We start from the raw sequence: 22,948 nt of genomic DNA, 5'->3' as shown, positions 1-22,948 counted from the left end.
CAATTGTCCTTCGCAAATCGCGTTCGAATGGTTCGTCGCGTGAGTCAGAGGAGGGCGTGATGGTGTTCAAAAGTTCATGGCTTCAGACAGTGCATTCGGGCCGGCAGCGGTTTGCCGCCGGAATCGACGTGGGTTCCCAAAACCTGCGACTGGTGGTGGTGAGCCAGCGCTCGCGCGCACGCGGCGCTTTGTATCTCGAGTACCTCAGGACTGTGCCCCTGCCGGCCAGCGCGATGGCCGGCGCAGAGATCGCCGATCGCCAGGCGGTGGCGCGAGCATTGCGCGACGCGTTTGCCGGGCTGCCGCGTGCATGCGCAAGCCACGCGTTGCGCTGCGCGATGGCGGTGCCCGCATCGGCCACTTTAACTACCACCGTGCCGCTCGCGCGGCTCGCGGCGCAAAGTCATTGCGCGCAAGACGGCGGGCCGGCGCTGGGCGAGCTGGAGCCCGCCGTCATGGGCGAGGCCGAGCGCATAGCGGGTGTCGAAAGGCACGCGCTGGCGGTCGACTGGTTTGTCGATGATTCGCCGGCGCCGGTCCGCTCGGTGAAGATCGCCGCCACCGCGCGCCAGCATCTGGAAGCGCGCATGGAATGCGCGGCCACCGCGGGCATCTCGCTCACCGCCGTCGACGGCGAACCGCATGCGGCGTTGCGCGCGATGCGCTACGCGGCAAGCCGCGAACTCGATCAGCACGAGCCGTATGCGGCTTTGTGGGTCGGCACGGACGGCGTGTACGGCTGGCGCATCGTCGACGAGGGCATCGCCGGCGAAATGCGTTATCCGGCGCCGGAGCACGCCGACCTGGCCGACGCGTTGCGCGATCTCGTCGAAGGACCCGGGCTCGACTGCGCGTTGGTGAGCGGCGAAATCGATTTGCTCGATGGCGTGGGCTTCTCGCTCGCGGATGTCGCGGACGTACTGGGCTGCACGGTATTGCCGTTCGAATGCGCGGCGCTCGGCGGTCTCGTGCGGCCGCTCAGCGATGAGTTGCTGCATGAGCCCGCCAGCGCCGTGGCGTTCGGGCTGGCGTTGCGCGGGGTGCTCGAATGATCCGCGGCCTTTTGCTTTTGCGCGAGGGCGGTCCGAACCGGTCGCGGGCGGCGCGCTTCGTTCGGCCGTGGCTGGGCGGCTTCAATCTGCTGCCGTACCGGCAACGCAATGCGCGGCTTGCGCGCCAGGCGCGCGTGCGCGAATGGATGGCCGCGACGCTCGCCGGATGTACCGCCATTCTTGCGTTGGCCGCGTGGCAGACGTTCGAGAAAGCGCGGCTCGACCGGGAGCGTGCGTCGTTCGAACAGTCCCTGGTCCAACTGAGTACGCCGCTAGCGGAGCACGCGAGATTGCTCCGCACCCAGGAGGAGCAGCGCAAAAACGCGGCGCGTGCGGCGAGCTTATCCGAGCCGCTCGAGAGACTGCTCGACCTGCTCGAAGCACTGAGCTTCGAACCGGGCGGCGGCGTGGTGTTGCGTCAATTGCGCCAGCGCGAGCACGAGACGGAGCTGCTGGCGACGTCGCGCAGTCATCTGGCGTCGGCCGAGTGGCTCAAGCGGCTGAGTGCGATTGCGGGCGTGAAGGGGGCGGAGATCGCCGACTTGCATCGTCCGGTGACACGCGCAAGCGTGCGCGCGAATGAAGGCACGAGCGAAAGCGTGAGCGCTCCCGTGGAGTTCGGCGCGCGCTTGCGTTGGGACGATCCGGCGCCGAGCGCCACCAGGAGAGCTGGCTCGGCGCCGGCGAGCCCTGTGAAGTCCGCACCCTCAGGAGGTACACAATGAGTACGATCTTTTTCGAGCCGGGCGTCACGGCAAGCGCACAACTCTCCGTTTCGTATTGGCTGACGCGGCTGCGCGTGCCGCTCCACGCATGGAGCCGGCGCCGCCGCTGGGCCGTCGCGCTGCTGATCTTTGCACTGGTGTGGGGACTTGGCGCGTATGGCTGGATCGTCGCTGATCTCGGCGGTGTCGAGACGAGCCGCGCGGCGTTGGCCGCAAGCGCTCAGCGTATCGCGGACGCGAGGCGCGCGCTTGCGCAATTGCCTTTGCTGCGGCGGGCGGCGGCGGGCCTGCCGGTTGCGCCGATGGTGCCGTCAACCTCGCCGTGGAGTTCCGCGGACGACGTGCGCATCGTCTGCGAGCTCGCCGCGCAGAATGGTGTTGCGTTGCTTGCAGTCGAACCGGGCGCCGGCAAAGGCGAGGGCGTGGAGCGCATGCGCCCTTTGCAGTTCACTGCGCACACGGACTTCGTTCATCTGATGGCGTTCCTGCATGGACTGTCGGACCTGCCAGTGCTGATTGCTCCCGTCGACGTCACCGTCAAACAGGACACTGCAGGGCTATCGGTGAACGCGACCCTGCACGTATTCAGCGCGTTACGGCCGTTGGCCGCGAAGAACGCCGCACACGCGATCGACGATCCGAGCCTCGAGTTGGACGACGACGAAGACGTCGTATTCTTCGATCCGTTCTCGCAGCCGCAGATGCACGCAGCCGGCGAACCGCCCGATGTTTCGCGATTGCGTCTGGCCGGCCTGCTGCGCGATCGCACGCGCGCGTTGGCTTTGCTCGAGATGCCGGAGGGTTCAGCCACCGTCGAGAAGGGACAGCAGCTCGGCGCGGAGCGCGTCGCGAAGCTCGACGCGCTCGGCGTTACGCTCGTCGATAACGGCGGCGTGACGCGCATTCTCGCGCTGACGGAGGCTTCGTGATGAGCATTGCAACGCCGTTGCGCACCGTGTCCTCACGCCCCGAAACTCGCGCTTCTGCTAGAACGGGCATCTACGTTCGGGTGTGTATCGGCCTTTACGTGAGCGCTGCACTGAGCGCCAGTGTTGCGCGCGCTGCGCTGCCGCCGCTGCCGAGCTACATGCCCTTCGACGACGCCGTCGCTGCAGCCGACACTGAGGACCGCGCAGTCCCGCTGCCGCGCGCTCGATCCACCGAGGTGGCGAACCCGTTTCGCGACGACGCGCCAGACGACTCGGGCGCGTCCCGACTGGCCACGCGGTCACGCAATGCCAATGCGGACGACTTCGCCGCCGCCGTCGACGGTTCCGTGCCACTCGCCAAGCAATCGGCCGCTGCGGCGGGTGACGACGCCGGCGGCTCGAGTGCACTGGAAGGCCCGCCGGTGCCACTGCCGCCGCGCACGCGCCTGAGCGACACGCCGAACAGCGCCGCCGACGTCGTTGGCACCGCACGCGGCGCCGACGACAAGCCGATCTCGTTGAACTTCCAGCGCGCCCAACTCGGCGCCGTACTCAAGGCGTTCGCGGAGTTCACGGGGCTGAACTTCGTCGCGAGCGAACGGGTGCGTGGCGTCGTTTCGCTGCGGCTGGACAAGGTTCCCTGGCGCACTGCGTTCGATACCCTGCTCGACGTCAACAATCTGGCCATGGAGCGTCACGGCAACGTGATCTGGGTCGCGCCGCAGGCGGAGCTGGCCGCGCGCGAGCGGCAACGCTTCGAAGCGCACGCGCGGGGCGCCGATCTCGAGCCGCTCGCAAGCCGCACGTTCGAGTTGCACTACGCGCACGCGGAGGACGTGCGGCGTCTGCTGACCGGCTCGGGAACCCAGCGCGTGCTGTCCAAGCGCGGCGCCGTGACGGCGGACCCGCGCACCAATCTGCTGTTCGTGACCGATCTCGGCGCTCGCCTGGAGCAGATCGCGGCGCTGCTCGCGTCCGTCGACCGCCCGACTCGTCAGGTGCTGATCGAAGCGAGGATCGTCGAGGGCGACTATGGCTTCTCGCGCAATCTCGGCGCGCGGCTTTCGCTGGCGGCCACCAGTACCGACGGTACGGCAAAGGGCCTGCACGGTGGCACCGACGGCACGCTCTACGACCTGGCCGCCCGGCCGATTTCCGGGTTCGACGCCGCCACCGCTGGCCTGACGCTGTTCGCCGCCGGCGCGACGCGGCTGCTGAACGTGGAATTGAGCGCGCTTGAAGCCGAAGGGCACGGCAAAATCGTTTCGAGTCCGCGGGTCGTCACCGCGGACCGGATGAAAGCGGTGGTCGAGCAGGGCACCGAGCTACCGTATCAGGCGAAGGTTGCGCAGGGCGTGTCGGGGGTGCAGTTTCGCCGTGCCACGCTCAAACTGGAAGTCGAGCCGCAAATCATGCCGGACGGCAGGGTGGTGCTCGACCTCGATGTCGCCAAAGACAGCGTCGGCGAGCAGACCGACGCTGGGCCCGCGATCAACACGAAACACGTGCAAACACGCGTGGAAGTCGAGGATGGCGGTACGGTGTCGATCGGCGGAATCTACGCGACGGACGACCGGGACGACGTGAGCAGGGTGCCTTTCCTGGGCAAAATACCGATTCTGGGCGCGCTCTTCCGCAATCGCGCGCATCGCGACGCGCGCAGCGAACTGGCTGTGTTCATCACGCCGCGCGTGGTTCCGATAAATTAGGAGCCGGCGGCCGCCGTTCGCCCGCGGCGGTGCACAGGCTCGACAAGGCAGCCGCTTTGCCAGTAAGCTGCGGCACGAACCATACCGGATTAGCCAGAGGACACCGTTGCAAGCGCGGGACGCACACGCCAACGTATTTTTTGTAGGGCTCATGGGGGCAGGGAAAACCACCGTGGGCCGGGCCATTGCGCGCCGTCTCGATCGCCCGTTCTTCGATTCGGACCATGAAATCGAGGCGCGCACCGGCGCGCGCATCCCGGTCATCTTCGAGCTGGAAGGCGAAGCGGGCTTCCGCGAGCGCGAGGCGAACGTGATTGCAGAGCTGACCGGGCGCGACAGCATCGTGCTGGCGACCGGCGGCGGCGCGGTGCTGCGGCCGGAAAACCGGGCAGCGCTGCAGAACAACGGCGTGGTGATCTATCTGCGCGCCAATCCGCACGATTTGTGGCTGCGCACGCGGCGCGACAAGAATCGCCCGCTGTTGCAGACCGAAGACCCCAAGGCGCGCCTCGAAGCGCTTTACGAAGTGCGCGATCCGCTCTACCGCGAATGCGCGCATTTCGTGATAGAAACCGGCCGGCCCTCTGTCAACGGACTCGTCAACATGGTTCTGATGCAGCTCGAGATGGCCGGCGTCGCCAAACATCCTGCGTCATAATGGACCGTATGATTACCGTCAATGTCGAATTGGGCGAACGCGCCTACCCCATTCATATCGGTGCCGGCCTCATCGGCCAGACCGCCCTGTTCGCGCCGCACATCGCTGGCAGCTCGGTGACCATCGTCACCAACACCACGGTCAACCCGCTTTACGGTGACACGCTGCGCGCCGCGCTGGCGCCGCTCGGCAAGCAGGTGTCGACGGTCGTGTTGCCCGACGGCGAGGCGCACAAGAATCTCGAAACGCTGAACCTGATTTTCGACGCGCTGCTCGGCTCGCGCGCCGATCGCAAGACCACGCTGATTGCACTGGGCGGTGGCGTGATCGGCGACATGACTGGCTTTGCCGCGGCCTGCTATATGCGCGGCGTGCCGTTCATTCAGGTGCCCACCACCTTGCTATCGCAGGTGGATTCGTCGGTGGGCGGCAAGACCGGCATCAATCATCCGCTCGGCAAGAACATGATCGGCGCGTTCTACCAGCCGCAGGCGGTGATCGCCGACATCGGCGCGCTCGGCACGCTGCCCGCGCGTGAACTGGCGGCGGGCGTCGCGGAAGTGATCAAGACAGGCGCGATTGCCGACGCCGATTTCTTCAGCTGGATCGAAACCAACATCGAGGCGCTGAATCGCCGGGAAGCCGCTGAGCTGATCGAGGCGGTCAAGCGCTCGTGCGAAATCAAGGCGTCGGTGGTGGCGCGCGACGAGCGTGAAGGCGGACTGCGCGCGATTCTCAACTTCGGCCACACGTTCGGCCACGCAATCGAGGCCGGCCTCGGCTACGGCGAGTGGCTGCACGGCGAGGCGGTCGGCTGCGGGATGGCCATGGCGGCGGATCTGTCCGTGCGCATGGGCTATCTGGACGAAGCGTCGCGCCGGCGTCTGGTCGACCTGATCGTCGCCGCGCACTTGCCGACCCGCGCGCCGGCGCTCGGCGAAGCGCGTTACGTCGAGCTGATGCAGGTCGACAAGAAAGCGGAAGCCGGCGCGATCAAATTCATTTTGCTCAAGCGTTTCGGTGAGACGCTGATCACCCGGGCGCCCGACGACGCAGTGCACGCCACGCTGGCCGCCGCTGTCTAGAAAACGACGAAGCAATTTCAGCCACGCATCACGCACCAGCGTCACGAGGCGCCGCCCATGTTTCGGAGAACCCCTGTGACCGACAGGCGCAGCGATGATCTACAGCATGACCCGGCGGCAGACGTCGCGGCAATCGCCGCGCCGACGCAGCACGCCCTCGAAGCGCATCTCGCGCCCTATGCGGTGCATTGCGCGCAGTCGCGCGGCCGCCGCTACCCGGAAGCCGCGCCCAGCGCGCGCACCGAGTTCCAGCGGGATCGCGATCGCATCGTGCACTCGACGGCGTTCCGGCGGCTCGAGTACAAGACTCAGGTGTTCGTGAATCATGAGGGAGACCTGTTTCGCACACGCCTCACCCATAGTCTCGAAGTCGCGCAGTTGGCGCGCTCGGTGGCGCGCAATCTGCGCGTCAACGAAGACCTGGTCGAAGCAATCTCGCTCGCGCACGACCTCGGTCATACGCCGTTCGGCCATGCCGGGCAGGATGCGCTGAACGAATGCATGCGCGAGCACGGCGGTTTCGAGCACAACCTGCAAAGCCTCGCGGTCGTGGACGACCTGGAGGAGCACTACGGTGCGTTCAATGGCTTGAACCTGTGCTTCGAGACGCGCGAGGGCATCCTCAAGCATTGCTCCCGCGAGAACGCACGGCGGCTGGGCGCGCTCGGCGAGCGTTTTCTGGAAGGACGGCAGCCGTCTATCGAAGCGCAGATCGCCAATGTTGCCGACGAGATCGCGTACAACAACCACGACGTCGACGACGGTTTGCGCTCGGGGTTGTTGACAATCGAGCAGCTCGCCGAAGTGGAGTTGTGGCAGACGCACTACGACGCCGCGCGCCGCGAGTTTCCGCAGATCGACGGGCGCCGGCTTATTCATGAGACGGTGCGCCGTATCATCAATACGCTGGTGGTCGATCTCATCGACACGACGAGGCAAAACCTGATCCGCTGCGCGCCTGCTTCGCTCGAGGCCGTGCGTGCAGCGCCCGCACTGGTCGCGCACAGCGATGCGATTGCCGCGCAGGCCGCTACGCTCAAGCGCTTCCTGTTCAAAAACCTGTACCGGCATTACCGGGTGATGCGCATGGCCAACAAAGCGCGTCGCGTGGTGGTCGGCCTGTTCGACGCGTTCACGGAAGATTCGCGGCTGTTGCCGCCCGACTATCAATCGGCAGACCGGGCTGAGCAACCGCGTCTGATCGCGCACTACATCGCGGGCATGACGGATCGCTACGCGCTGAAGGAATACCAGCGGCTCTTCGTGATCGACGACAGCTAGGCGGCGCGAGTGCGCGCCGGCCGTTCACACGCACGCAGCGGATAGCGCAGCGCCGCGCGGTGCCGGCGCGCATTCAGAGCTACGATCCGGGCCCTCGAATCGGTGGCGGCCGCGTTTGCGATCGCTTAACGTGGCGCAACTCAGCGCAACTCAGCGCAACCGCGACGCGAACAGTGCACCCACAATCAGCGCCACCCCGCCGACGATCGCGATGGTCTGCCACGGATTCTCATGGATGTAGTGATCAGCGTCGGAGATCGCGCCCGCCGCGCGTTCGCGCACGGCATCGCGAGTATCGTTGAGGCGCGTCCGCGCCGCTTCGAGTTGCTTGCCGATCGTGCCGCGCAATGCCACGGCGTCGGCCTGGGTGCCGTCGGCGAGCGTGGCCTCGAGTTCCGACAACAGCGTGCGCAGTTCGCCCGCAATGTCTTCGACCGCGTGACGGCTATGGCGAGCGATGCGCCGCGCGCGGCGCCCCGTGGTGTTCCAGGATTCGCCGAGAGCATCTTTTGTATTCGGAAGTGCTGTCATGGTCGCTCCTTCAGTGAGGGGAAAGGTCCCATGTGCTGTCGCGCCAGCCCTGAGCTTGCGACGAATCGAGAGCAGCGCGACGCAACGCGGGAAACAGCGTATCGACGCAACTTCAATGCCAGAGGCGCAAGCCTCTCCGCACGGGGGCGCCACCTGTTAAGACGTTGGCAGAAATTGCACAAGTCGACGCCTATGGGGAATAACTTGCAAATGTGCAGGTCTTTCCGTCGAACCTGACTTGCGTGCGTGCCTGAGGGAACGCCGTAATCGCATAGACGACGGCGTTGTCCAAGCCACCAAAATTCGACTAACCTAGCTCTACAGCCCCCATTTCCCGGAGCGTTAGAAACGGTAACCTATGTTGACGTAGGTGACGATCGGGTTCAGCTTGATCTTGGTTTGCGACTGCACGGTGAGCGTGCCGACCGGTGTGGCGGCCGCGGTGGTCAGTTTGGCGGTCGTGTTGAGCGGCAGGTAGGAGACCGACAGGCCCGCAAACCAGTGCTGGTTGAACGCGTACGTGAAGCCGGCGTTAAACACCGGCTCCCACGAACTATCCGTTGTGACGCTGGTCGGACCATGCAGGACGTTAGCTTCGAATGCACTGTTCGAGATGTGTTCGTCGGTGAACCAGATGCGGCTCACACCAAGGCCGAGATATGGACGGAACGCAGCGGTCGGCGCATTGAAGTAGTACTTGAACAGCAGAGTCGGGCTCCACTGCTTCGCCTGGCCGAGCTTGCCGAACTGTTCCAGGCTACCCGTGCCGTTGAGGTCGAAAGTGGGCGGGTAGCCCATCACGAATTCTGTTGCGATGTGATCTGTAATGAAGTAGCCAGCGGCAAGGCCGATGGTGTCGGCTGAACCGAGTGATGCACCTGTGTTGGCTTCGGTAATGTTAGTCGGGCTGCCGCCAATGCTCGTGACGCTCAATGGGTCGCTGCTCGATTGAGGCGCCAGATGGAACCAGCCCGTCGTGACGTAAATGCTACCGGCCGATTGTGCGTGTGCTGCCGTTGTCATGCAGGCAAGCACCGCCATCCCCGTTACGGCCTGTTTTAATTTCATATGTGCTCCTCCAAAAAAGGCCCGCCCATTATGACGAGAACGATTGCAACAAACCATACGCGGCGGCTAGAGCTTTCTCCCTAAGCGCCGCGCGGTTTCTGGCTTTGCCGCTGTGCGCCGAAGCTCCGGCGCACGCGGTTCTTCGGACCTTCGGGTATGTACCAACGCGACTATCGGATACTCCAGCATGGCACGGCTTGCACGTCTTTATGTCCCTGACCAGCCGCAGCACGTCATCCTGCGCGGGCTCGACCAGCAACCCGCATTCGTCGACGACCAGGACTACGAACTCTTCATCGACTGTCTGAAAGCGGCTTCACGCGACCATCACTTATCGATCCACGCTTATGCACTGATGCCGGGCGCCGTGCAACTGCTCGTCACGCCCACCGAAGAATCGAGTCTGCCCAAAGCAATGCAGGCCGTCGGGCGTCGCTACGTCGCCCACTTCAATCGACGCTATGCGCGCCGCGGCACGCTGTGGGAGGGCCGTTACCGGGCCACGGTAATCGAGGGCGAACGCTACTTCCTGCTGGCGAGCCGTGTGGTCGAGATGTGCCCGGTGCGCGCGCAGCTCGTCAGTGCGCCCGAGGACTATCGCTGGTCGAGCTACCGGCACCACATCGGCCTCACGCTCGACAGCCTGATCACGGACCATCCGTTGTACTGGTCGCTAGGCAATACGCCGTTCGAGCGGCAGCGGGCGTATCGCGAGTTGTGCGAACAACCGCTCGACGAGCGCGAAGCGAGTCAGCTCCAGCAGGCCACGCTCAAAGGCTGGGTTCTGGGCAGCGAAACATACCGGGAATGGGCGGCGCGGGCCGCCAACCGGCGCGTTTCGCCGCTGCCGCGCGGTCGGCCGCGCAAGGTGCGCGAGACGCCGCACACTTCATAAAGCGTTTCGCATCAAAAGGCTGGGCGCCAACGGCATCTCGAATGCCGTTTTCTTTTGCTCCGTTTCGATATGGCACTAATTAATGCAGACCGCAATGCACCAATCTGATAATGGGGGACGTATCACCACGTTTTATTTGCTATTCAATTGATTCGTCGCGTATATTCCGAATTCCGGCGTTTTTGATATGCGCAGCGCGCCGCTCGGAAACGCCGTCGCGGTTGCAGCGCACACCGCGGCAATAGAAAAATGGTTTAACGGCCTGTCCGGCCCCCACACAGACGGTGTCCCCATGAACGACCCCCAGCAACCGATTCACCCGGTTCCCGCCGCCCAAGGTCTGTACGACCCGCAAAACGAACACGACGCCTGCGGCGTCGGCTTTGTCGCTCACATCAAGGGCCAGAAAAGCCACGACATCATTCAGCAAGGCTTGAAGATTCTCGAGAATCTCGACCACCGGGGCGCTGTGGGCGCCGATCCGCTAATGGGCGACGGCGCGGGGATCCTGATCCAGGTCCCGGACGGCTTTTATCGCGATGAAATGGCCAGGCAGGGCGTGACATTGCCGCCGAACGGCGAGTACGGCGTCGGCATGGTGTTCCTGCCCAAGGAGCATGCATCGCGCCTTGCCTGCGAGCAGGAACTCGAGCGCACGGTCAAGGCCGAGGGCCAGGTGGTGCTGGGCTGGCGCGACGTGCCCGTCGACCACACGATGCCGATTTCGCCCACCGTGAAAGCGAGCGAGCCGCTGATCCGTCAGATCTTCATCGGCCGCGGCAAGGACATCATGGTGACCGACGCGCTCGAGCGCAAGCTGTACGTGATCCGCAAGACCGCGAGCCACCGCATCCAGGCGCTCAAGCTCAAACACGGCAAGGAATACTTCGTGCCGTCCATGTCGGCGCGCACTGTCGTCTACAAGGGCCTGCTCCTGGCCGGGCAGGTGGGCGTGTACTACCGCGACCTGCAGGACGAACGCACCGTCTCGGCGCTGGCGCTGGTGCACCAGCGCTTCTCCACCAACACGTTCCCGGCGTGGGAACTCGCTCACCCGTACCGGATGATCGCCCACAACGGCGAAATCAACACGGTGAAGGGCAACGTCAACTGGCTGAACGCCCGTACCGGCGCGATCGCCAGCCACGTGCTCGGCGACGACTTGCCGAAACTGTGGCCGCTCATCTATCCAGGGCAATCCGACACCGCGTCGTTCGACAACTGTCTCGAACTGCTGGTGATGGCCGGCTACCCGCTCGTCCACGCAATGATGATGATGATCCCGGAAGCTTGGGAGCAGCACACGCTGATGGACGACAACCGCCGCGCGTTCTACGAATACCACGCCGCGATGATGGAGCCGTGGGACGGCCCCGCGGCAATCGCGTTCACGGACGGCCGCCAGATCGGCGCGACGCTCGACCGTAATGGTCTGCGTCCGGCGCGCTATCTCGTCACCGAGGACGACCTGGTCATCATGGCGTCGGAAGCGGGCACGCTGACTATTCCCGAGTCGAAGATCGTCAAGAAGTGGCGTCTGCAGCCGGGCAAGATGTTCCTGATCGACATGGAACACGGCCGCATCATCGACGACAAGGAACTCAAGGACAACCTCGCCAACGCCAAGCCGTACAAGAGCTGGATCGACGCGGTCCGGATCAAGCTCGACGAGATCGAGGCCAAGGCAGAGGACGTCGCGACGGAACGCCGTGAAGCCGCTGCTTTGCTGGATCGCCAGCAGGCGTTCGGCTACACCCAGGAAGACCTCAAGTTCCTGATGGCGCCGATGGCGCAGGCCGGCGAGGAAGCGGTCGGCTCGATGGGCAACGACTCGCCGCTCGCGGTCATGTCCAACAAGAACAAGACGCTCTATCACTATTTCAAGCAGCTGTTCGCGCAGGTAACGAACCCGCCGATCGACCCGATCCGCGAAAACCTGGTGATGTCGCTGGTGTCGTTCATCGGTCCCAAGCCGAACCTGCTGGACACGAACAACATCAACCCGCCGATGCGTCTCGAAGTGTCGCAGCCAGTGCTCGATTTCAAGGACATCGCAAAGATCCGCGCGATCGATCAGTACACGGGCGGCAAGTTCAGCTCGTATGAACTGAACATCTGCTATCCGGTGGCATGGGGCAAGGAAGGCATCGAAGCGCGTCTCGCGTCGCTGTGCGCGGAAGCCGTCGACGCGGTCAAGTCCGGCTACAACATGCTGATCGTGTCGGACCGCAAGACCGACCGCGACAACGTCGCGATTCCTGCGCTGCTGGCTACCGCCGCGATCCATACGCACCTCGTGCAACAAGGGCTGCGCACGAGCACGGGTCTGGTCGTCGAAACGGGTTCGGCGCGCGAAACTCACCACTTCGCGCTGCTCGCGGGCTACGGTGCGGAAGCCGTGCACCCGTACCTCGCGATGGAAACGCTCGGCCAGCTCGCAGCCGGCATGAAGGGCGACCTGTCGGCGGAGAAGGCGGTCTACAACTTCACCAAGGCAGTCGGCAAGGGCCTGCAGAAGGTCATGTCGAAGATGGGCATTTCGACCTACATGTCGTACACCGGCGCGCAAATCTTCGAAGCGGTTGGGCTGGCTGAAGACCTCGTGCAGAAGTACTTCAAGGGCACCTCGTCGAAGGTCGGCGGGATTGGTCTGTTCGACGTCGCCGAAGAAGCGATCCGTCTGCACCGCGATGCGTTCGGCGACAACCCGATTCTCGCCAACATGCTCGACGCGGGCGGCGAGTACGCGTACCGCGTGCGCGGCGAAGAACACATGTGGACGCCCGATGCGATCGCCAAGCTTCAACATTCGGCGCGCAGCAACTCATACCAGACGTACAAGGAATACGCGCATCTGATCAACGATCAGACCAAGCGCCACATGACGTTCCGCGGCCTGTTCGAATTCAGGCTCGACCCGACCAAGGCCATCCCGCTCGACGAAGTCGAACCGGCGAAGGAAATCGTCAAGCGTTTTGCGACGGGCGCGATGTCGATGGGCTCGATCAGTACCGAAGCGCACGCCACGCTGGCCGTCGCCATGAACCGGATCGGCGGCAAGTCGAACACCGGCGAAGGCGGCGAGGACCCCAACCGCTATCGCAACGAGCTGCGCGGCATTCCGATCCGCACCGGCGACACGATGAGGTCCGTGATTGGCGACGAAGTGGTCGTCGACATTCCGTTGAAGGAAGGCGATTCGCTGCGCTCGCGGATCAAGCAGGTGGCCTCGGGCCGTTTCGGCGTGACGGCGGAATACCTGGCATCGTCCGATCAGATCCAGATCAAGATGGCCCAGGGCGCGAAGCCCGGCGAAGGCGGTCAGTTGCCGGGTCACAAGGTGTCTGATTACATCGGCAAGCTGCGTTATTCGGTGCCGGGCGTCGGCCTGATTTCGCCGCCGCCGCACCATGACATCTACTCGATCGAAGACCTGGCGCAGCTGATTCACGATCTGAAGAACGTCAACCCGGTGTCCAGCGTTTCGGTGAAGCTGGTGTCCGAATCGGGCGTCGGCACCGTTGCCGCAGGCGTCGCGAAGGCGAAGGCCGATCACGTGGTCATCGCCGGCCATGACGGCGGCACGGGCGCTTCGCCGCTGTCGTCGGTCAAGCACGCCGGTACGCCGTGGGAACTGGGTCTGGCCGAAACGCAGCAGACCTTGGTGCTGAACCGGTTGCGCGGCCGCATTCGCGTGCAGGCCGACGGACAGATGAAGACCGGACGCGATGTCGTGATCGGCGCGCTGCTCGGCGCGGACGAGTTCGGCTTCGCGACGGCGCCGCTCGTCGTCGAAGGCTGCATCATGATGCGCAAGTGCCATCTGAACACCTGCCCGGTCGGCGTCGCCACGCAAGATCCTGTGCTGCGTGCGAAGTTCCAGGGTCAGCCGGAACATGTCGTGAACTTCTTCTTCTTCGTTGCGGAAGAAGCGCGCGAGATCATGGCGCAACTCGGTATCCGCAAGTTCGACGACCTGATCGGCCGCGCTGAACTGCTGGATACGAAGAAGGGCATCGAGCACTGGAAAGCGAAGGGTCTCGACTTCTCGCGCGTGTTCTATCTGCCGCCAGTGCCGGCCGAGGTGGCGCGCAAGCACGTCGACGTTCAGGACCACGGCCTCGACAAGGCACTCGACCACACGCTGATCGAAAAGGCGAAGGCCGCGATCGAGAAGGGCGAGCACGTCTCGTTCATCCAGCCGGTGCGCAACGTGAATCGCACGGTCGGCGCGATGCTGTCGGGCGTGATCGCCAAGAAGTACGGACACGACGGCCTCGCCGACGACTCGATCCATATCCAGTTGAAAGGCACCGCGGGTCAAAGCTTCGGCGCGTTTCTCGCGAAGGGCGTCACGCTGGACCTGGTCGGCGACGGCAACGACTATGTCGGCAAAGGCCTGTCGGGCGGTCGCATCATCATTCGGCCAACCAACGATTTCCGCGGCAAGTCGGAAGAGAACATTATCTGCGGCAACACGGTGATGTACGGCGCGATCGAAGGCGAATCGTTCTTCCGGGGTGTTGCGGGCGAGCGGTTCTGCGTGCGTAACTCTGGCGCGACGGCGGTTGTCGAGGGCACAGGCGACCACGGGTGCGAATACATGACGGGCGGCACGGTGATCGTGCTTGGCGAAACGGGCCGTAACTTCGCGGCCGGCATGTCGGGCGGCATCGCCTATGTGTTCGATCCGGATGGAATGTTCGCGAGCAAGTGCAACAAGTCGATGGTCGCGCTCGACCCTGTTCTGCAACAGGCCGAACAGGAACGCACGGTCGACAAGGGCCTGTGGCATTGCGCGACGACGGACGAAGCGCTGCTCAAGGGACTCATCGAGCGCCACTTTCAGTTCACCGGTTCTCCGCGTGCCAAAGCGCTGCTCGAGAACTGGGATGCGTCGCGCCGTCAATTCGTGAAGGTGTTCCCGACCGAATACAAGCGCGCGCTCGGCGAGCTGGCTGCGAAGAAGGCGAGCAAGGAAGTGCTCGCCGCTTGACAGGACGCAGCCGGTGCGCTGCGTCACCCGCGCACGTCCACATTTAGCCGTGCCCGCCGCGTCTCGAAGATTCGACGCGCGGCGGGCGTAGATCACCCCACCTGATACAGATAGAGAAGAGAACCACATGGGCAAGGCAACCGGTTTTCTCGAGTTCGAGCGCCTCCACGAGGCGTACGAAGCTCCGCTCACGCGTGTGAAGCACTACAAGGAATTCGTCGCGGCACTGACCGACGACGAAGCCAAGATTCAAGGCGCCCGTTGCATGGACTGCGGCATTCCGTTCTGCAACAACGGCTGCCCGGTGAACAACATCATTCCGGACTTCAACGACCTGGTGTTCCATCAGGATTGGAAGAACGCAATCGAGGTGCTGCATTCCACCAACAACTTCCCGGAGTTCACGGGCCGCATCTGCCCGGCGCCGTGCGAAGCGGCGTGCACACTCGGCATCAACGACGACCCGGTCGGTATCAAGTCGATCGAGCATGCGATCATCGATAAAGCCTGGGCCGAAGGCTGGGTGGCGCCGCTGCCGCCCAAGCACAAGACTGGCAAGAAGGTCGCCGTGGTCGGTTCCGGCCCCGCTGGTTTGGCCGCCGCTCAGCAACTCGCGCGCGCGGGGCACGATGTTACTGTGTTCGAGAAGAACGACCGCATCGGCGGCCTGCTGCGTTACGGCATTCCCGACTTCAAGCTCGAGAAGTGGCTGATCGACCGTCGCATGCGTCAGATGGAAGCCGAAGGTGTGACGTTCCGCGCCAACGTGTTCATCGGCCGCGAAGGCTCCCTGCCGCAGTACATCGGCAACACGGCGAAGGAAACCATCACGCCGGCCGAGCTGAAGGAACAGTTCGACGCGGTGGTGATCGCGGGTGGTTCGGAAACGCCGCGCGATTTGCCGGTGCCGGGCCGGGAACTGGAAGGCATCTACTACGCGATGGAATTCCTGCCCCAGCAGAACAAGGTCAATGCCGGCGACAAAGTCCCGAACCAGTTGCTCGCGAAGGGCAAGCACGTGGTCGTGATCGGCGGCGGCGATACGGGTTCGGACTGCGTGGGCACGTCAAATCGTCATGGCGCGAAGAGCGTCACGCAATTCGAGCTGCTGCCTCAACCGCCGGAAGAAGAAAACAAGCCGCTCGTGTGGCCGTACTGGCCGATCAAGCTGCGCACGTCGTCGTCGCATGACGAAGGCTGCGAGCGCGACTGGTCGGTTGCGACCAAGCGCCTCGAAGGGAAGAACGGCAAGGTCGAGAAGCTGATCGCGGCGCGTGTCGAATGGAAGGACGGCAAGATGCAGGAAGTGCCGAACTCGGAATTCGAAATGAAGGCCGATTTGGTCCTGCTCGCGATGGGCTTCACGCAGCCGGTATCGCCGGTGCTCGAAGCGTTCGGCGTCGACAAGGATGCGCGCGGCAATGTGCGCGCGTCGACCGAAGGTGACAAGGCGTATTACACGTCGGTGGACAAGGTGTTTACCGCGGGCGACATGCGTCGCGGCCAGTCGCTGGTCGTGTGGGCGATCCGCGAAGGCCGTCAGTGCGCACGCTCGGTCGATGCGTTCCTGATGGGTCATTCGGAACTGCCGCGCTAAAACGTCTTGGGCCGGTTGCCTCGTTGATTTCGCTATGGGTTGGCGTGACGCAGGGAAACCGGTCGCTGCTTGCGGGAAGAAGTGGAGACGACAATGTGCCGCAAGTCGGTGCGTGAGCGCCATGTGAAGGCGGTGAAAAACAAAGCCGGGCCACCCGAGAGGGCGGACCCGGCTTTTTAACGTCCGCCGCAGTGCGGATTGCGAATGACAGGAGCGCTGTTAGTCCGATACCGCGTCAACGTCAGCCCGTCGAGATCCATCTCCGGCTCCCGCTGCGCGATCAAATCCGAGACCACTCGCCCCGAGCCCACCGACATCGCCCAACCCGTCGAGCCGTGCCCGACGTTGAGCCACACATTGGCGACGCCCGAGGGACCAGGCAGCGGTGCGCCATCAGGTGTCATCGGATGGCTGCCGACCTGGAAATGCGCCAACCTGCGATTGGCCCCCGCGCTGATAATCAGCACGACAGGCGCCGGGCGGGCGCTGTCGAGTGGCGGATATTCGTCATGCTGACGCTCAGGCCGCGACCGCTTCGCCAGAGCGTTCGACCTCGAGCGTCTCGTCGTGGAACGCCGCCAGCGATTCGCGATGTGCGACGCTGACAATGGCCGCCCGCGGCAGCCGCTCCATGAACAGACGATACAGACGCGCTTCGTTTTCCGCATCCAGCGCGCTGGTGGCTTCGTCGAGGAACAGATAGTCGGGCTTGTGCAACAGTACACGGGCAGCGGCCAGCCGCTGCTGTTCACCTGGCGACAGCATGCGCGTCCAGTGCCCCGATTCCTGCAAGCGGTCGGCGTAATCCGACAGGTGGCAGACGACGAGCGCTTCGCGGCACTCCTCGTCGCTGTAGGTGTCGGCTGCCGACGGATAGGCGAGCGCGGCTTTGAGCGTGCCGATCGGCATGTAGCTGACCTGCGGGATGAACATCATGCGTGCGTTGACCGGCGCGTCGATCGAGCCGTCACCGAACGGCCACAACCCGGCGAGCGCACGCATCAGCGTGCTCTTGCCCGAGCCCGACGGACCACGCACCAGCCAGCGCGAGCCCGGCTGAATCGCGATATCGCGGATACGGGATAGCCGATCGCCGTTCGGCAGCGCGAGTGTGAGGCCGCCGGTGGACAGCTGATTGGAGTCGACCAAATGCAGATTGATGCCGCCGTGCTCGGTGGCAGGCGAGACCGATTCCTTCAGACGCGGCGCATGCACGACGCGGCGGAATTCGCGCAACCGGTTCACGGTTGCGCGCCATTCGACGAGGCTCGCATAACTGTTGATGAACCAGGAAAACGAATCGCTGACCGTGCCGAACGCACTCGAGATCTGCATCAGCACACCGAACGTGAACGCGCCGGCGAAGTAGCGGGGCGCGGCGACGACCAGCGGAAAGATGATCGCGATCTGCCCATAGAAGCTCAGCACGAAGGTGAGCCGCTTGGTGTACTTCATCACCTGCCACCAGTTGTCGCGGATGCGGCTGAACAGCGAGTGGGCGTTCGTCTTCTCGGTTTCCATGCCGTTGTAGAAGGCGATCTGCTCGGCGTTCTCCCGAAGACGGATCAGGCCGAAACGGAAATCCGCCTCGACCTTCTGCGCCTGGTAGTTGATCGGCACGAGCGGATGGCCGACCTTCTGGATGACAAGCGAACCGACCACGGCGTACAGTGCCGCGGCCCACACCATGTATCCGGGAATCTGCAGCGGCATGCCGCCGAGCGAGAGGGTCAGCGCGCCGGCCAGCGACCACAGGATCGTGATGAACGACACCAGCGTGACGACCGTGGAAAGCAGATCCAGTGTCAGCGACAGCGTCGTAGTGGCGAACGATTGCAGGTCGTCGCTGATCCGCTGATCGGGGTTGTCGGTCAGCCGGTCGCGTTCGATCCGGTAGAAGGCGCTGTCGTGCAGCCACTCGTTCAGGTAGCGCGTGGTCAGCCACTGGCGCCAGCGGAAGCCGAGCATCTGGCGCAGATAACGCCCGTACACCGCGAGGATGATGAAGCCGAACGCGAGTCCCGAGAACACCATCAGCAGGTGCGGGAAATCGCGCACGTTCTTGGTTTGCAGCGCGTTGTAGAAGTCGGCGCTCCAGCGGTTCAGGCGCACGTTGATCCACACGACGAGCAGGTTCATCACGATGATCGCGATGAGCAGACCCCACGCTACTTTGCGCTCTTCGGAGACCCAATAAGGTTTGATCAGGCTCCAGGCGGAGACTTTGTCGTCGACCGGCAGCGCGGGGCTGGCAGAGGTGTTTGGTGTCATGAGCGTCCTGATGAAGTGCTGGCCCGAAGTGATGGTCTGAAGCGTTGGCCCATCTGGCGTGCCCCGGGCGGGCCGGTCCGCGTCGGACTGTCCCGCCCAAAGCTCCCCCATATTCGGCCGTCGTGCGACGGGATGCGGTACTTACCGGACGTCGCATTTCGCCAAACGCGCGTCCGGGCGAGCGCCTGATTCTGGCGGCACCCCCTTAAGCGGACATTAATTTTCGCTTAAACGCGTGCCGTCGATGCTGCCGCTGAGTGGGTGTGAACACGCTAGCCGTCCAATCGCACTCTGTTACGGCATCCGATCCTGGCATTGTGCCAGAGCGGCCGAGGCCGCTCACATCAGCGCGCACAAACGAGGTGTCGGAGCAAGCTCAGGCCGAGTCGACGAGCGCCTGGTTTGCGGCCGCCGCGGCTTTTATGGTCTAATGGTCTGCGACGAAACAGGGGTGCTTCGCCCACAGGCGGCGTGATGTTCACGCCGCGGCGGCGAGGCTGAGAGACACCCTTTGCACCCGATCCGGGTAATACCGGCGCGGGAAGTTTCCGGAAGCAGTCAGTCTTCCATTCCCCGCCGGGCGGCGTCCGTACATCGGTACGCGCGCATCGTCCGGCCGGCTTCACCCGCCGGTTTCGTCCTGGGTACGTGCGCTTTTGGCCGTACGGAAAGGATTCGATGACCGCCTATTCTTCAGACATGTGTTCCACCTCGCGCCGCGGCGCCGTTCGCGCATCGCGCGGCAACATTGCTTGCCGTCGCCGGTCGGACTGGGAGTGCGCGCGATGAACCACCCGGCACACCCCGACTTCGCGGTTCTCGGCGGCGGCCTCTGCGGCCGCCTCGTCGCCTGGCGGCTCGCCACGCAAGGACATCGCGTGGCGCTTTACGAGCGCGGCGACGCGGCGGGGTCGCAGGCCGCCGCGTGGGTCGCCGCGGCGATGCTGGCGCCGCTGGCCGAAGCCGCCAGCGCCGAATTGTTGATCACAAGGCTCGGCGCGAGTTCGCTCGAAAGCTGGCCGCAAGTGCTGGCCGAATTGCCGGAGCCGGTGTTCTTCCAACGCAATGGCACGCTGGTCGTCTGGCATCACGCCGACCGCACCGAGGCGCCGCTGTTCGAGCGCCGCGTGCGCTCTAACGCGCCGGCCGAACTCCTCGATGGCGGTTTCGTGACGCTGGCAGGCGCGCAACTCGGCGCCGCCGAGCCCGCGCTGGCGGGCCGCTTCAGTCAGGGATGGCTTCTGCCGCGCGAAGGCCAACTGGATAACCGCCAGGTGCTGTCCGCGCTCGCCGCGGGTCTTGCGCAGCGCGGTGCCGAAACCCATTGGAATACACCCGTCGACGACCACGCGCTGCCGCCCGCGCGCGTCATCATCGACTGCCGGGGCTTGGGCGCGAAGCCCGTGCTGCCCACGCTGCGGGGAATTCGCGGCGAAGTCGCGCGCGTGCATGCGCCCGGCATCAACCTGACGCGCCCGGTGCGGCTGCTCCATCCGCGCTATCCGCTCTATATCGCGCCGAAGCAGAACGACGTTTACGTGATCGGTGCCACCGAAGTCGAAGGCGAGGACATGTCGCCGGTCAGCGTGCGCTCGGCGCTCGAACTGTTGAGCGCTGCGTTTTCCGTGCATCCGGGCTTCGGCGAGGCGCGCATTCTCGAACTGAATTCGCAGTGCCGCCCCACCTTTCCCGACCACCGTCCCGCGCTCCTCTGGGATGGCGCACGGACGCTGCGCGTGAACGGTCTATACCGGCACGGCTACATGATCGTGCCCGAGGTCGCTGACGAAGCCGTGCGCTTCGCGTCGGCGCTGCTCGACGGCCGCATCGGCGACGCCGACGCGTTTGCCGACTGGCGCCGCGATGCGCGCTGGAGCGAACTTTTCCAACTGGACTGCACGGCAACCGGCGCGAGCTTCGCGCGCCGGGCCGCTGTTCGCCATTGACTGAACCGTGTTTGAACACCATGGACATTCATATCAACCAGAAGCCGTTGTCGTTGCCCGAAGGCGCGACCGTCGCCGATGCGCTCGCCGCTTACGGCGCGCGGCCACCGTTCGCGGTGGCGCTCAACGGCGATTTCGTCGCGCGCACCCAGCATGCGGCGCGCGCGCTGCGGCCGGGCGACCGGCTCGATGTCGTGCAACCCGTGGCCGGCGGCTGAGCGCCGCCCGCCCCGTATTGCCGGAGACCAGGATGATGCAGATGACTTCCCCCCGAACCGCCGACGTGCTCACGCTGTACGGCCACACTTTCGCAAGCCGCTTGCTGCTTGGCACCTCGCGCTATCCATCGCTGCAGTCGCTGTCCGATTCGATCGACGCGGCGCGGCCCGGCATGGTGACCGTCGCACTGCGCCGGCAGATGAACCAGGGCGGCGCGGAAGCCGGCTTCTTCGATTTGCTCAAGCGCCACGGCGTGCCGCTGCTGCCGAACACGGCGGGTTGCCTGAGCGTTGGCGAGGCCGTGACCACCGCGCACATGGCGCGCGAAATCTTCGAGACAGACTGGATCAAGCTCGAACTGATCGGCGACGACTACACGCTGCAGCCCGACCCTATCGGCCTGATCGAAGCAGCCGCGCGGCTCGTCAAGGACGGCTTCAAGGTGCTGCCGTATTGCACCGAAGATCTGGTCATCGGTCGCCGGCTGCTGGACGCGGGCTGCGAAGCGTTGATGCCGTGGGGCGCGCCGATCGGTACGGGCAAGGGCGTCATCAATCCGTATGGGCTGCGCGTGCTGCGCGAGCGGCTGCCCGACGTGCCGCTCATCGTCGACGCCGGGCTTGGCGTGCCCTCGCACGCGGCGCAGGTGATGGAGTGGGGCTTTGACGGCGTGTTGCTGAACACCGCGGTGTCGCAGGCGACGCGTCCGGACGCAATGGCGCGCGCGTTCGCGCTGGGTGTCGAAGCGGGCCGCGCGGCCTATCTGGCCGGGCCGATGGCCGAGCGCGAAAGCGCGCACGCGAGCACGCCGGTAGTCGGCATGCCGTTCTGGCATCAGGATGGGAGCGTCGCATGACACAGACTTTGACGTTGAAGGATCGCGACCTGTTCTGGCCGCCCGCTGACGAGCTCACCGAAGCCGCCGAGCGTATCCGCGCGCGCCTCGGCGACTGGCCGCCGACGCACGCGCCGTGGCGCATCTGCCTGAGCGCGCCGGACCAGCCCAACGGCGGCGACCTGATCCTGGTCGCCGACGCGCAGCAGCACGGCGAGCAGGTCGCGCGCTGGCTGGTGCAGGGCGCCGGCGTGATCGAGGCGGCCGAGAACAAGGTCACGTTGCATCTGGGCGGCGAGAAATACCGTCTCGAAGGCCACTTGGCGGAAGACTGGATCGCCGCGCTGGCCGCTTTCCTCGACTGCGGCTTCGATCCGCACGATGCGCTGGTGCTGGCGCTGGCATGGCGCGACGGCGACGAAACCCGCGCCGACGACCCGTTCCCGGCCGATCTCGCGCGCTTTCCGCGTGTCGCTGGCTTGCCCACCGCGCCGGCGCAGGCGTTCGCACGCTGTCCTGAGCGGCTCGGTCTCTATCCGGTGCTGCCGAGCGCGCAGTGGGTCGAACGGGTCGTGGGCTTTGGGGTGAAGACAGTGCAACTGCGCCGTAAGTCGGCCGAACCTGCCGACGAACTGAAGCGCGAGATCGCGCGCTGCGTAGCCGCCGGTCGCGCGCACGACGCCCAGGTGTTCATCAACGACCACTGGCGGGCCGCGCTCGAGGCCGGGGCATACGGCGTGCATCTCGGCCAGGAAGACGTGCATACCGCCGACTTGTCGGCGCTGGCCTCAGCTAGCGTGCGGCTCGGTCTGTCAACGCATGGTTTCTACGAGATTCTGAAGGCGCTGCATTTCCGGCCTAGCTACATTGCACTGGGCGCCGTGTTCCCGACCACGACCAAGGTCATGCCGACCGCTCCCCAAGGTCTCAAGCGTCTGGCCCGCTACGTGCGATTGCTCGACGGCGTCGTGCCGCTGGTGGCGATCGGCGGCATCGACCTGCAAGTGCTGCCCGACGTGCTGGCTACCGGCGTCGGCTGCGCTGCGGTGGTGCGCGCCGTGACCGAAGCTGCCGATCCGGCCGCCGCCGTTTCTGCGCTGCAGCAAGGGTTTGGGCGATAATGGTCAGGCAACGTTAAGGGACAGGGCGGC

The 22,948-nt window shown here is 64.9% G+C and carries 17 protein-coding genes, 1 pseudogene and 1 riboswitch; of the genes and pseudogenes, 14 read left to right on the top strand and 4 right to left on the bottom strand.

The features are described from left to right. The first annotated feature begins 59 nt into the window (after positions 1 to 59). The 7 genes from pilM (at position 60) to ABQJ48_RS24015 (ending at position 7,439) form a co-directional block, all read left to right on the top strand. Positions 60 to 1,052 carry a type IV pilus biogenesis protein PilM gene (gene pilM, locus ABQJ48_RS24045; protein WP_367840500.1) on the top strand — a complete coding sequence of 331 codons (993 nt, stop codon included), beginning with the start codon at positions 60 to 62 and terminating at the stop codon, positions 1,050 to 1,052. After that, positions 1,049 to 1,777, top strand: coding sequence for a fimbrial assembly protein (locus ABQJ48_RS24040; protein WP_367840499.1), 729 nt, complete (start codon positions 1,049 to 1,051; stop codon positions 1,775 to 1,777). Before pilM ends, ABQJ48_RS24040 begins: the two co-directional genes overlap by 4 nt. Continuing rightward, positions 1,774 to 2,706: a hypothetical protein gene (locus ABQJ48_RS24035; RefSeq protein ID WP_367840498.1), complete on the top strand. Its 933-nt coding sequence runs from the start codon at positions 1,774 to 1,776 to the stop codon at positions 2,704 to 2,706. Before ABQJ48_RS24040 ends, ABQJ48_RS24035 begins: the two co-directional genes overlap by 4 nt. After that, positions 2,706 to 4,415: a type IV pilus secretin PilQ gene (locus ABQJ48_RS24030; RefSeq protein WP_367840497.1), complete on the top strand. Its 1,710-nt coding sequence runs from the start codon at positions 2,706 to 2,708 to the stop codon at positions 4,413 to 4,415. The genes ABQJ48_RS24035 and ABQJ48_RS24030 overlap by 1 nt, the downstream gene beginning before the upstream one ends. Before the next feature lie 106 nt (positions 4,416 to 4,521). Continuing rightward, positions 4,522 to 5,073, top strand: coding sequence for a shikimate kinase (locus ABQJ48_RS24025; protein ID WP_367840496.1), 552 nt, complete (start codon positions 4,522 to 4,524; stop codon positions 5,071 to 5,073). An 8-nt stretch (positions 5,074 to 5,081) separates the two neighbouring features. Next, complete coding sequence (gene aroB, locus ABQJ48_RS24020) at positions 5,082 to 6,158, top strand: 3-dehydroquinate synthase (RefSeq protein ID WP_473094177.1); 1,077 nt, start codon at positions 5,082 to 5,084, stop codon at positions 6,156 to 6,158. 75 nt (positions 6,159 to 6,233) lie between these two features. Beyond that, complete coding sequence (locus ABQJ48_RS24015; RefSeq protein ID WP_473094175.1) at positions 6,234 to 7,439, top strand: deoxyguanosinetriphosphate triphosphohydrolase; 1,206 nt, start codon at positions 6,234 to 6,236, stop codon at positions 7,437 to 7,439. 150 nt (positions 7,440 to 7,589) lie between these two features. Here ABQJ48_RS24015 and ABQJ48_RS24010 read toward each other — a convergent pair whose 3' ends face one another. Together ABQJ48_RS24010 and ABQJ48_RS24005 are read right to left on the bottom strand one after the other, a co-directional pair. Further along, positions 7,590 to 7,970, bottom strand: coding sequence for an ElaB/YgaM/YqjD family protein (locus tag ABQJ48_RS24010; protein ID WP_367840494.1), 381 nt, complete (start codon positions 7,968 to 7,970; stop codon positions 7,590 to 7,592). 342 nt (positions 7,971 to 8,312) lie between these two features. Beyond that, entirely contained in the window at positions 8,313 to 9,038 is a 726-nt protein-coding gene (locus ABQJ48_RS24005; RefSeq protein ID WP_367840493.1) for an OmpW/AlkL family protein, read from the bottom strand. Positions 9,039 to 9,225: 187 nt separating this feature from the next. On the opposite strand from ABQJ48_RS24005, the gene ABQJ48_RS24000 reads away from it, so the two are divergent. The 3 genes from ABQJ48_RS24000 to ABQJ48_RS23990 all read left to right on the top strand — a co-directional run bounded on the left by ABQJ48_RS24000 (position 9,226) and on the right by ABQJ48_RS23990 (position 16,526). After that, the gene (locus tag ABQJ48_RS24000; protein ID WP_367840492.1) at positions 9,226 to 9,933 is read left to right on the top strand and encodes a transposase; all 708 of its coding nucleotides are present in this window, start codon (positions 9,226 to 9,228) and stop codon (positions 9,931 to 9,933) included. Positions 9,934 to 10,225: 292 nt separating this feature from the next. Then, a complete protein-coding gene (locus ABQJ48_RS23995) occupies positions 10,226 to 14,929 on the top strand; it encodes a glutamate synthase-related protein (RefSeq protein WP_367840491.1) in 4,704 nt (1,567 codons plus the stop codon). A gap of 127 nt (positions 14,930 to 15,056) precedes the next feature. Further along, on the top strand, positions 15,057 to 16,526 hold the full coding sequence (locus ABQJ48_RS23990) for a glutamate synthase subunit beta (protein WP_367840490.1): 1,470 nt from the start codon (positions 15,057 to 15,059) through the stop codon (positions 16,524 to 16,526). 176 nt (positions 16,527 to 16,702) lie between these two features. Here ABQJ48_RS23990 and ABQJ48_RS23985 read toward each other — a convergent pair. Both ABQJ48_RS23985 and ABQJ48_RS23980 read right to left on the bottom strand, forming a co-directional pair. Further along, positions 16,703 to 16,957 (bottom strand): annotated as a pseudogene (locus tag ABQJ48_RS23985) (FAD-dependent oxidoreductase); the annotation flags it as partial. A gap of 88 nt (positions 16,958 to 17,045) precedes the next feature. After that, positions 17,046 to 18,797, bottom strand: a complete 1,752-nt coding sequence (locus ABQJ48_RS23980; protein WP_367840489.1) for an ABC transporter ATP-binding protein/permease — start codon at positions 18,795 to 18,797, stop codon at positions 17,046 to 17,048. A gap of 437 nt (positions 18,798 to 19,234) precedes the next feature. Beyond that, a riboswitch (TPP riboswitch) is annotated at positions 19,235 to 19,358 on the top strand. 224 nt (positions 19,359 to 19,582) lie between these two features. Here ABQJ48_RS23980 and ABQJ48_RS23975 point away from each other — a divergent pair. The 4 genes from ABQJ48_RS23975 to thiE are packed head-to-tail and all read left to right on the top strand — an operon-like array spanning position 19,583 to position 22,918. After that, positions 19,583 to 20,743, top strand: coding sequence for an FAD-dependent oxidoreductase (locus tag ABQJ48_RS23975; RefSeq protein ID WP_367840488.1), 1,161 nt, complete (start codon positions 19,583 to 19,585; stop codon positions 20,741 to 20,743). Positions 20,744 to 20,763: 20 nt separating this feature from the next. After that, complete coding sequence (gene thiS, locus ABQJ48_RS23970) at positions 20,764 to 20,961, top strand: sulfur carrier protein ThiS (protein ID WP_367840487.1); 198 nt, start codon at positions 20,764 to 20,766, stop codon at positions 20,959 to 20,961. 41 nt (positions 20,962 to 21,002) lie between these two features. Then, positions 21,003 to 21,818 carry a thiazole synthase gene (locus ABQJ48_RS23965; RefSeq protein WP_367840486.1) on the top strand — a complete coding sequence of 272 codons (816 nt, stop codon included), beginning with the start codon at positions 21,003 to 21,005 and terminating at the stop codon, positions 21,816 to 21,818. After that, positions 21,815 to 22,918, top strand: a complete 1,104-nt coding sequence (gene thiE, locus ABQJ48_RS23960; RefSeq protein ID WP_367840485.1) for a thiamine phosphate synthase — start codon at positions 21,815 to 21,817, stop codon at positions 22,916 to 22,918. The genes ABQJ48_RS23965 and thiE overlap by 4 nt, the downstream gene beginning before the upstream one ends. Positions 22,919 to 22,948 lie beyond the last annotated feature (30 nt).

The sequence above is a fragment of the Paraburkholderia suaedae genome (genome assembly GCF_040812055.1).
Lineage (GTDB): Bacteria > Pseudomonadota > Gammaproteobacteria > Burkholderiales > Burkholderiaceae > Paraburkholderia.
The sequence above is the reverse complement of the archived record's forward strand: the minus strand, read 5'-3'. Positions and strand labels throughout refer to the sequence as shown.